The organism is uncultured Nitratireductor sp. (assembly GCF_913053745.1).
Taxonomy (GTDB): Bacteria; Pseudomonadota; Alphaproteobacteria; order Rhizobiales; family Rhizobiaceae; genus Nitratireductor.
The window spans coordinates 1-10,717 of the sequence record NZ_CAJXGF010000145.1 but is presented as its reverse complement, the minus strand read 5'-3'; the positions used below and the strand labels follow the sequence as shown (position 1 = coordinate 10,717).

Annotated in this window: 6 protein-coding genes; 3 read left to right on the top strand and 3 right to left on the bottom strand. The window is 59.9% G+C overall.

Translation table 11 applies throughout. The features are described from left to right. On the bottom strand, window positions 1-560 hold a 560-nt coding region (locus QZ638_RS19075), incomplete at its 3' end, for a Crp/Fnr family transcriptional regulator (RefSeq protein ID WP_295813484.1). A gap of 122 nt (window positions 561-682) precedes the next feature. Between QZ638_RS19075 and QZ638_RS19070 the strand changes: the two genes are divergently transcribed. Next, the gene (locus QZ638_RS19070; RefSeq protein ID WP_295813483.1) at window positions 683-2,290 is read left to right on the top strand and encodes a carboxyl transferase domain-containing protein; all 1,608 of its coding nucleotides are present in this window, start codon (window positions 683-685) and stop codon (window positions 2,288-2,290) included. Between the two features lie 16 nt (window positions 2,291-2,306). On the opposite strand, the gene QZ638_RS19065 is transcribed toward QZ638_RS19070, so the two are convergent. Both QZ638_RS19065 and QZ638_RS19060 read right to left on the bottom strand, forming a co-directional pair. Beyond that, window positions 2,307-2,909 carry a DUF922 domain-containing protein gene (locus QZ638_RS19065; RefSeq protein ID WP_295813485.1) on the bottom strand — a complete coding sequence of 201 codons (603 nt, stop codon included), beginning with the start codon at window positions 2,907-2,909 and terminating at the stop codon, window positions 2,307-2,309. 198 nt (window positions 2,910-3,107) lie between these two features. Continuing rightward, window positions 3,108-6,923 (bottom strand): TonB-dependent receptor, encoded by a 3,816-nt coding sequence (locus QZ638_RS19060; RefSeq protein WP_295813482.1) that lies wholly within the window; start codon window positions 6,921-6,923, stop codon window positions 3,108-3,110. Between the two features lie 806 nt (window positions 6,924-7,729). Between QZ638_RS19060 and QZ638_RS19055 the strand changes: the two genes are divergently transcribed. Together QZ638_RS19055 and QZ638_RS19050 are read left to right on the top strand one after the other, a co-directional pair. Next, window positions 7,730-9,703: an acetyl/propionyl/methylcrotonyl-CoA carboxylase subunit alpha gene (locus tag QZ638_RS19055; protein ID WP_295813481.1), complete on the top strand. Its 1,974-nt coding sequence runs from the start codon at window positions 7,730-7,732 to the stop codon at window positions 9,701-9,703. Continuing rightward, window positions 9,703-10,611: a hydroxymethylglutaryl-CoA lyase gene (locus tag QZ638_RS19050; RefSeq protein WP_295813480.1), complete on the top strand. Its 909-nt coding sequence runs from the start codon at window positions 9,703-9,705 to the stop codon at window positions 10,609-10,611. The genes QZ638_RS19055 and QZ638_RS19050 overlap by 1 nt, the downstream gene beginning before the upstream one ends. The last annotated feature ends 106 nt before the right edge of the window (window positions 10,612-10,717 follow it).

Below are 10,717 nucleotides of genomic sequence, written 5' to 3'. Positions count from 1 at the left end.
CTGGCTTTCAGCGCCTTGGCGCGCAGTTCCAGGTCAATCGTGGGCGAGGTCGCGACAAGCGTGAACACTTTCGGCGCGGCGCTGATATTGCGCTGCCCCTCCCGGCCGACGCGGCGCAGGATGATTCGGATCATGTGCTCCAGCAGTTCCGGCTCTGACTTGACCAATTGGTGCCAGCCTTCGCGGGAAAAACCGACCACTTCGGAATCGCGCAAAGCATAGACGGAGCTTGTATGCGGGGCGTCTTCAGCCGCGCCATCTCCGTCGAGGTCGACCCCGCCGAGGAATAGCGCCATCTCGCCCACCGGCTCGCCAGGGCGGATATGGCCCACAAATTCCGATTGCCCGTTCGGATTGACCCGGAAGGCGCCGAGTGCGCCCGACAGGACGAAATAGATCATATCGGCCGGTTCGTTGCGCAGGAACAGCGTCCCGCCGGCCGGCACACAGAACCAGGACGCTTCGCGCCCGGCGGCCTTCATGGCCTTTTCCGGTACATCTTTCAGGAAGGCAATCGCCTTCAGGGATGTCGTGATATCCAGCTTCATGGTTCTGAACATGCGCATCGCCTGCGGCCTTTCCTAGGGGGCTGTTTCGCCAGTCTGGTAAAAACCGGTGACACACGCGTGACACCTGCCCCAGAGGCAGCTAAGCCTGCCAAAAACTTCTGAAGGGAGGCTGAATGCCCGTCCTGAAATCCAGTCTCGACGTGGCAGGCCCGCGCTTTGCCGCCAACAAGGCCGCCATGGAACGCCTGCTTGAAGAGCTGCGCGCGCATACATCCAAAGCCGCGCTGGGCGGCCCGGAGGCCTCGCGCCAGCGCCATGTGGAGCGGGGCAAGCTGCTGCCGCGCGAACGGGTCGAGCGGTTGCTGGACCCCGGCAGCGCCTTCCTGGAAATCGGCGCGCTGGCCGCCCATGGCATGTATGATGGCGAGGCGCCCGCCGCCGGCATCATCACAGGCGTCGGCCGGGTCGAAGGCCGGGAATGCCTGATTGTCTGCAATGACCCGACCGTAAAGGGCGGCGCCTACTTCCCCGTCACGGTGAAGAAGCATTTGCGGGCCCAGGAAATCGCGCTCGAAAACCATTTGCCCTGCATCTACCTTGTCGACAGCGGCGGAGCAAACCTGCCCCACCAATCGGAAGTCTTTCCGGACCGGGAACATTTCGGCCGCATCTTCTACAACCAGGCCAATATGTCGGCAAAGGGCATTCCGCAGATCGCCTGCGTGATGGGCTCTTGCACTGCCGGCGGCGCCTATGTACCGGCGATGAGCGACGAAACGATCATGGTCAAGGGACAGGCGACGATCTTCCTCGGCGGTCCGCCGCTGGTAAAAGCAGCCACGGGCGAAGTGGTAACGGCGGAAGAACTCGGCGGTGCGGAAGTGCACACGCGTGAATCAGGCGTTGCCGATCACTATGCCCTCGACGACGAACATGCACTGGCAATCGTCCGGCGGATCGTCAAAAACCTGAATCGAAAGAAGGCGGTATCGCTCGATCTTCGCAAACCGATTCAGCCCCTTTACGATCCGCGCGAGATATACGGCGTCATTCCCGCCGACACCCGCCAGCCCTACGATGTGCGCGAGGTGATCGCGCGTGTTGTGGACGGCTCGGAGCTCGACGAGTTCAAGGCCAATTACGGGACCACGCTCGTCACCGGATTTGCGCATATTTACGGAATTCCGGTGGGCATTCTAGCCAATAACGGCGTGCTTTTCTCCGAAAGTGCGCTGAAAGGCGCGCATTTCATCGAATTGTGCTGCCAGCGGAAAATCCCGCTCGTTTTTCTGCAAAACATCACCGGCTTCATGGTCGGGCGCAAATACGAGGCCGGTGGCATCGCTCGTGACGGCGCCAAACTGGTGACGGCCGTGGCTACCGCCCAGGTGCCGAAAGTGACGGCCATCATCGGTGGCTCCTTCGGTGCGGGCAATTATGGCATGTGCGGCCGCGCCTACTCGCCGCGTTTCTTGTGGATGTGGCCCAATGCCCGCATCTCCGTGATGGGTGGTGAACAGGCCGCAACGGTGCTGTCCATCGTCAAGCGCGAGGGCATCGAACGCAGAGGCGGCAGCTGGAGCGACAAGGAAGAGGCCGAGTTTCGTCAGCCCATCCTCGAGAAATACGAGCGGGAGGGCCATCCGCTCTATTCAAGCGCCCGGCTATGGGATGACGGTATCGTAGATCCCGCCAAAACGCGCGAGGTGCTCGCCCTGTCGCTCGGTTCGGCTCTGAATGCGCCCATCGGCGAAACGAAGTTCGGCGTTTTCAGGATGTAGCGCCGAGCCTGACGGTTCAGTTGCTTCTCTGCCGGTCGGCGTTGATAAATTCCATAACCAGGCGATGGACATTACCGCCATCGCCCATCTCGACCCGGTCGAACTCACGGCTGCGACGCCGCTGCGCTTGCGACAACCGCCCCAAATGTTCCTGAAGCTTCGTCCGCACCTTGCGGCAGCCGGGATCGCTTTCCGCCCGCAAGCCGACGGATACCGTTTCGATCTCCTTCACCATGTCGGTGATGATCTCGCCGTGCACACGCTCGTGCTCTCGCACTCCTTCGCTGAATCGATCCCAGGCAGCCTGCGTCTGAGGTGAGAGCGTGCCGGAGACCTGCGGCAGGCGATAGGTGATGATGAGTTTCGGTTTCGCCGATGCCAGAACGCAAGCACCATCATTGCGCTGCTGATAATCCCGCTGCCATGTGAGTTTGAAGTCGGTATAGGCGATCACCCGGCGGATCCCGAGTTTGGGCCCACGCTCGCCGATGGATCTGTAGAGTTCGATGCCGGTCGAGCCGGAGATGGAGTAGGCTTCGACGCGCTCGACCGGTTTCCAGTCAGCCAATGCAGTATTTGGACTTAGAACCGTTGCCGCGACGACGAAATTCAGAAGAATCCTGACCAAGTCCAACGCCCTTATACCGAACTGCTTTGGCTGAAATACCAGACCGCCAGAGCTCCGGCTAGGATACTCTGGCGAAACGAAGGTCGAGTTTGTTTCGGTGGGGAGTTTGTCGAAATCACGACGAACGGGCCATCCTGGAAAAATCAAGTGGCGGGCGCCTCCCCCCTCGAGCGGCGCCCGCCTCGGGCCTCAGAATTTACCGACCACGTTCAAGAAGGCACCGCGGTCGTCCAGCGTAAGATCGCGAAGGTCATCTGAGAAGCGCCCGAAATTGTAGCCTGCACCAACTTTGAAGTTGTTTCCGACATGCCTGTAGAGGGCAGCAAGCGCACCATAGTCCATCGATTCTATCTCAGGTAGATAGAATGCTCGTCCCTCGAGCATCGCATCCCAGTTCTTGACCACATGCAGATCGGCGCGAAGGATGCCGAGATGCGCCGAGGATTTCTCCCAGGAGCCCATCGCGTTGCTACCGTCGGTGTTTCTCCGCCGGATTTCACCCATCCGCATGCCGTATTTGCCACCAAGGGAAAGCCACGGGAGCAAATCGTAGGTCAGATCGGCAGAAACGATATGGCTGCGCTGAAGCGGACCATTCGTCGAACGCGATATGCTGCTGATCTGGTCGTTTCCTGGAAGATTGTAAAGATAGGTGTAGCGGAACAATGCATTGAGCATATCGTTGTCGGTGGGACGATAAGCGTAGCCCAGCGATCCCTCGATATAATCGCCATTGTAGTAGGTGCCGTTTGGCGTTTGAGAAATGACGGCGTCCACGCTTCCCAGAACACGCCCGTACCCCTCATGGTCCATGGAAGCGCCGGCGCTGACAACATAGGTGTTGCGGTTGCGCGTCTCGTCATCGGAACGTTCGAAGCGAGCCTCGCCGCGTACGCGGGCACTCACGCCCAGTTCGTCATCCTTGAAACCGACGGCGAGCGATCCCGCATAGCGTTCGAAGTCCGCATACTGCTTTCCGGTGCTCGGATTGATGCGCTCATCCTCGACATTGCCGGCTTCGAGGCCGGCATCGAAGGTCCAGGCCACGTCCGGCGTGTAGATGACGCCGTAGCGTTGCGCCAAGGCATTGCGGCGGCCGAAGAGATCGTAATCGGCTTCAGAATAAGCCGAAACCACATCGCTCATGCGCTTCTTGACACCCGCGACCACCGCACCGTAATCCCGCCCCTGAAGATCGTAGCCATAGGTGCCATCAGTGGCGCGGTCCGGGTCCAGACGATAGCCTATATAATAGTGGTCTTCCGGGGTGGGATCGTATGTCAGGGCTGCCAGACCGCCGACCCCGGATTGCCCCCAAGACACTTCACCCTGAGCGCCCAGTTTTTCGCTCAACCGCACCTCGGCACCGACACCGTAGCGGTCATTCTTGGCGACATTGCCTGTCCGATCCACCGTGCCCTGAACGAAACCGTAGTAAAGGTAATCGTCGTTCTGCCGGTAATCGACACGCAAGCCCGCATCGAGCCGTCTGCCATCATATCCGGATTTTCCCGATGAGATGGCCGCCGGCGAGTGCAATTCGGAGTAGGCAATGCCGAACGCGGCCTTCCAATAGGCGTCGAATGCGTAGCTGACCTCCAGTTCGGCTTCGTTGCGTTCCCGTCCTTCCTGATTCTTGTAGTCGTCATAAGACAGCTTCAGGTCCATGCTGGCGGTCAACGGAATCTCCGCCTCCGCTCCCCAACTGCGCTCATCGACATCGACCTGTTCGGTCACGCTTGAAAAGCCCGCCTCTTTTTTCTCGTAGTAACCGCCAAGCCTGCCGGCGGTGCCGAGGTAGCGAAAATCCTTGAAAGCCATCTGGCCGCGCAGGCTCCAAGCTTTCGCGGACATCCCCTCTCGTCCAGCGGTATCTTGATCGGTCAGGGTCAAACCGCCGTCCGTCGAGCGGGTTATTCCGAATCCGGGGCCTTTCGAGTATGCGATTTCGCCATCGATGAAGGTATCTTCGGAACGTTGAATCCGCACGTCGGCTCCGTAGGCCGTCTGATCGGCCATTCCCGTCGAGTCCTTGATGCCGGTCGCGCCCAACCGCACATGGTTCCTGATCCAGGTCTGCGCGCGACCACCATAGACATAGTTCTCCATTTCGCCGGAGCGCGAGCGATATTCGTACTGCGCGACCATATAGGCTTTGTGTCCGCCCAGGGCGCCCTCCCGAACCGCACCGTTGTCGATCGAAGCGGAAGCAAGGGGAGCGTCGAGAATAACAACGCCTTGGAGATAATCGATGGTGTAATCTTCGCCGTAAACCAGAGCGCGCCGTTCGATAACGCGGCCGGTAATCTTGTCGCGATATTCGATATGGAGCGTTTCGGAGCCATCAACGATCCGCTGCCGTTTCAAGAAGTAGGCCGAGCCGCCGGTTCCCAGAAATTCATCTCGTTGCGGGAGCGTTTCGGGCTTGGCGGCGAAGGCGGTAGCCTCGAATCTGGGCTTGCCGCTGGCATTGTTGCCGGGTGAGCGCAGCACCATCTCCGCGCCGTATAAGCCACGGTCGACCTGGAGGAAACGCGTGCCCGAAATCTTCGTCTTGTAGTTACCCCACATGACGTGGCTCGCGCCGCGTTCCAACCGAACATAGAATTTTCCGTTCGTCGGTGCGTCATCGACAGATGTGGAATCGTCGCCGTAGACGGGATAATATTTGTCCGGATCGATGCGACGAAGAAGTTCCCGCGGGTCGCGAGCATCGAGATCCTTGAAGAGGTTCTTAATCTCGTTTTCGCCTGTATCGGCTGCGGCCGTCAGAAGAAACTTCCCCTTGATCTTGCCACGAAGATAGAATGCCAGACGCCCCGAATTCCAAACCTTGTCATACTCTCCCGCCCGCACTTCCTCGATGCCCCTGTCGCCCGTTCGCTTGCCAACGGTGAAATCCGCAAGGGCGACATAGAACCAGTCATTGGTCGGTATGTTGACGTCTCGGCTGAAGTAAAGGCCACCCGCCTTCGAACCGCCATCGATGGCAACATCGACAACGTGCTTTCCGGGAGGAAGAATGCGTTGGGTAACGAAAGTTCCCTTGGGGTCGAGCGGCACCAGCTCATCGAAGGCGACGATGCCATATCCCTCGGGAACATTCTTGCCGTAAACCGTGATTGCGCCGCCATGAACCGGGATGTTGCGAAAAGCAGTGCGGTCCTCCGCATTGCCGGGCGCCACACCGTATCCGGAATCGGACAGGAATTCCCCGCGCGTGCTGGCGATGGTCATCGGCACCGTTTCGTCGAAGCGACCTTTGGCATCGTAGACGCGCAGCACGTAACGAAATTCACGGCCGCTTTGCGCCGGCACGACCCAGGCGGCCTCACCGTTCACATTGATCGGTAGAACCGTCACGGGCTTGTTGCTCCAGGCGACGTTGTTTTCGTAGATTCGAACCTCCGCCCGCGTAATGAAGGCCGGGTAGTTCGACGTTGCATAGAACTGAACCGGCTCCCCGGCCCGGAAGATGCGCTGTACCGGCACGGTGGAAACGTTCAGCAAGGGCTCAGTGTCCAGCCCGTCAAACTTGACCTGAATATCCACGGAATTCAGGTCAAGATCGGTCTTGCGCTGCTTATCGACAGGACGCGCATCGGACGATACCCCGAACATGCCCTCATTCGTGATTTGGCCGCTTTCATCCACAACCTGTCCGTCGACGGAAATGACGAATGGAACGGCGGCGCGATCGCCCGGCTCTGCCCGTTCCGTGTTCTCACCGATCCTTAAATTTCCAGCGGCGCTGTTGTCGAGCATCTTGCCGCGCATCGCTGCCGGACAGGCGAACCCGCCACAGTCGCCGCCGATATCAAGCAGGGGCGGCAACCCGCCTCCCTTGTAAACCGGCTTGCCGTCTCCCGGAACCACAACCGGGGAGCCGCCAACCGTGCCCCGAACCGGGGCGCCGCCGACGATGCGCGCATTCTCCCTCAACGGTGTGCGAGAGAGGATCGGAGGTTCGGGGATGGGTTCTACCCCCTGCATATCCGCCGCCATCAGCGGACTTGCCTGCAAGGTTGCGGAAATCGATATAATACTACTTGCGAACAAAAAGCGGGATCGTGAATATTTCATCATGAAATTTCCATTTGTTGTCTGCTGACAAATTCAACGAATTGCTCCGTTTTTCACGCCTCCGTGCGTCGCAGAACATGGGTCCATGCGTGCGCCCGTTGCGGCACTCGGTCGGCCTCTGCCCGACCCATCCGCGTCTTTTTTTTTGTTTCGACCCCGACTGAAGAGCAGGCGGTGCCTGCACTCGACCACTGACTATTTGGAACTCGAGAACCCGAACGCGTGCACGGTGCATCGAGGGAACAACAGGTCTACGCGAACGCAGTGTGTACGCGGCCTCTTCGATAGGCGCAGACGAGCGTGCCGCTTGCGCTGCATCGTCTCGGGAGACACCGCAGTGACCTTCTCCTGCCGAAGAACCGGAATGCGTCTTGCCTACGAAAGACACGAACCTGTTCGACTGGGAGCTCACCCCGACACAACGAAGGACGTTAGTGGAAAAGCGCGGCCTGGAAGCAGTGCGTTGGGGTATCTTTACGGAAAAACACCTGTATTGATACAAATTAACACTTTAATTACAATATGTTACAAAGAGTTTCGCCGAGCTTCCGGCGACAAGATCGATTTAAGACTTGCTCGAAAACCCATCATGCCGAGATCGGCCTTCCCGGGCGGTGCCCAGAATCGTTCAGAATTTTCCGGAAGTTTCGCCCTCGCGGGCAGATTCCTCGCCACAAACCGTTCGCAAGACATTATGGTGTGTCAGCTTCGTAGGAGGACTGCTCTGCATGTTTGACAAGATCCTGATTGCCAACCGCGGGGAAATCGCCGTTCGGGTTATAAGAACCGCCAGGCGCCTGGGCATTGCCACGGTCGCCGTTTATTCGGATGCGGACCGGAACGCTCTGCATGTGCGGATGGCTGAGCAGGCGGAGCCGATCGGCCCTGCGCCTGCTGCGGAGAGCTATCTTGATGGTGGCAAGATTATCGCTGCAGCACTTAAAACCGGAGCCGAAGCCATCCACCCCGGCTATGGCTTTCTCTCGGAAAATCCCGATTTCGTCGAGAAGGTTGAGGCCGCCGGTCTCGTTTTCATAGGTCCGTCATCGCATGCAATCCGGGCGATGGGGCTGAAGGATGCGGCGAAACGCCTTATGGAGAAAGCCGGTGTGCCTGTGGTGCCAGGTTATCACGGCGAAACGCAAGCGCTTGTGGCTCTTGCATCGAAGGCCAACGAGATCGGCTACCCCGTGCTCATCAAGGCGCGCGCCGGTGGTGGCGGCAAGGGTATGCGGCTGGTCTCCGACCCGGACGCTTTTCCAGATGCGCTTGCAGCAGCACAACGCGAGGCCAAGGCTGCTTTCGGCGACGAGCGCGTTCTGGTGGAAAAATACATCCAAACGCCGCGCCATATCGAAGTGCAGATCTTTGGCGACAAGCACGGAAACGCGGTGCATCTGTTCGAGCGCGACTGCTCGGCACAACGTCGCCACCAGAAGGTTATCGAGGAGGCCCCCGCCCCCGGTATGAATGACGAAACACGCGCGGCGATGACCGAGGCTGCCGTGAAGGCCGCCAGGGCCATTTCCTACAGTGGTGCCGGCACGATCGAGTTCATCGTTGATGCATCGGAAGGACTGCGGCCGGATCGCTTCTGGTTTATGGAGATGAACACAAGGCTACAGGTGGAGCACCCGGTAACAGAATTGATCACGGGGATCGATCTGGTGGAATGGCAGTTGCGGGTGGCCGCGGGAGAGCCGCTTCCAAACACGCAGGACGAAATCGCCGCCACCGGTCATGCGGTGGAGGCCCGACTTTACGCCGAGGACCCCACGCGGGACTTTCTGCCGGCAACCGGCACACTCCACCATCTCAAGTTTCCAGAAGACGGCGTCGAGGGCGTGCGCCTGCGTGTGGACGCGGGTGTTGTGGAGAAGGATGCCATAACACCCTACTACGATCCCATGATTGCCAAACTGATCGTTCATGCGCCCACACGCGAAGAGGCGCTCGAAGGGTTGGCCACCGCTCTGGAGAAAACCGAGATTGCGGGCTCTACAGTGAATCTCGGTTTTCTGACACGGCTCCTGCGCGACGATGATTTCTTCGCCGGAAGGCTCGAAACAGGCCTCATCGCACGCAAGCAGGAGGCTCTGACGGCGGTGATTCCGTTGCGGGAGTCTCATCTCGCGGCGGCCATTGCAGCGACGAGCGGCGCGGCACCGGCCCAGGACATTCCGGATCCCTTCTCCGCCATCGCGGGTTACGGGCATTTCGGACCACTCGTTCACAGGCGAACGCTGGAGAACGGCGATGATACAATTGAAGCGCGGATAACAGCGCGGGCGGATGGGGCGCTGGCCGTTCGCCTCGGCGATACCGATGCCACACACCCAATTGTGGTACGCCGAGACGGCTCTACACGTTTGGCGGCGTGGCCGGGCCACATCACGGTTTTCCAGGGCGCCGACGCGTTGACGCTAAAGGTGCCGGACCGACTGCAGGCCGCCGAAGAAAGCGGCGGCGGCGACCGGCTAAGAGCCCCGATGCCGGGACTTGTGAAACTCGTGCGCGCCTCGGTGAACGATACGGTGCAGCAAGGCCAGGCTCTACTGGTGCTGGAAGCCATGAAGATGGAGCACGCCATCAAGGCCCCGGCCGACGGCGTGGTTACCGAAATCTTCTTCGCCGAAGGCGACCAGGTGTCCGAAGGTGCCGAACTGATTGCCATTGAAGTAGATGAAGAGGAGGCAGGCTGATGGCCTTTCCCAAACAGGTTCGCCTGGTTGAGATGAGCCCCCGGGACGGACTCCAGAACGAGCCCGGCCCGGTGATCGCCACCGCCATCAAAACCGGGCTGATCGACCGCCTGGCAGACAGCGGCCTGAGCCATATCGAGGCCGCCAGCTTCGTGTCCCCGAAATGGGTGCCACAAATGGGCGATGCGGCCGAAGTAATGGCCGGCATCAACCGCAAGGCTGGCGTTCGCTACTCCGCCCTCACCCCGAACCTGAAAGGGTTCGAGGGGGCACTGGCAGCGAAGGCCGACGAAGTAGCCGTCTTCGGCGCTGCATCCGAATCCTTCACCAAAAAGAACATCAACTGCACCATCGCCGAAAGCCTCGAGCGCTTCGCCCCCGTGGTGGAAGAAGCCCGCAAACACGGCATCCCCGTGCGCGGCTATGTCTCCACCGTGATGGGCTGCCCGTACGAGGGCGACATTGCGCCGGAGCAGGTAGCCACCGTGGCCAAGGCCCTTTACGACATGGGCTGCCACGAAATCTCCCTGGGCGACACCATCGGCGTCGGCACGCCGCTGAAAGCCAAACGCATGCTCGAAGCTGTCGCCGCCCACGTACCCATGGAGAAACTGGCCGCCCACTTCCACGACACCTACGGCCAGGCCCTGGCCAACCTCTACGCGGTGCTGGAAGAAGGTGTATCAGTGATCGATGCCTCCGTCGCCGGCCTCGGCGGCTGCCCCTACGCCAAAGGCGCATCGGGCAACGTAGCCACCGAAGACGTGCTATACCTGCTGAACGGTCTGGGCATCAAAACGGGCGTCGATCTGGACAAACTCGTCGCCACAGGCGACTGGATATGCAGCCAACTAAACCGCCACAACGGCTCAAAAGTCGGCCAAGCCCTGGGCGGTAACTGCCAATGATGAACTGGCAGGTGGGGTGTAACCGCCCGGGACTGTCTGCAGCATGGATGCTGCAGTCAAGCGTACATGGACGTATTCACAGCGTGTCCCGGGCGGTTGCACCCCA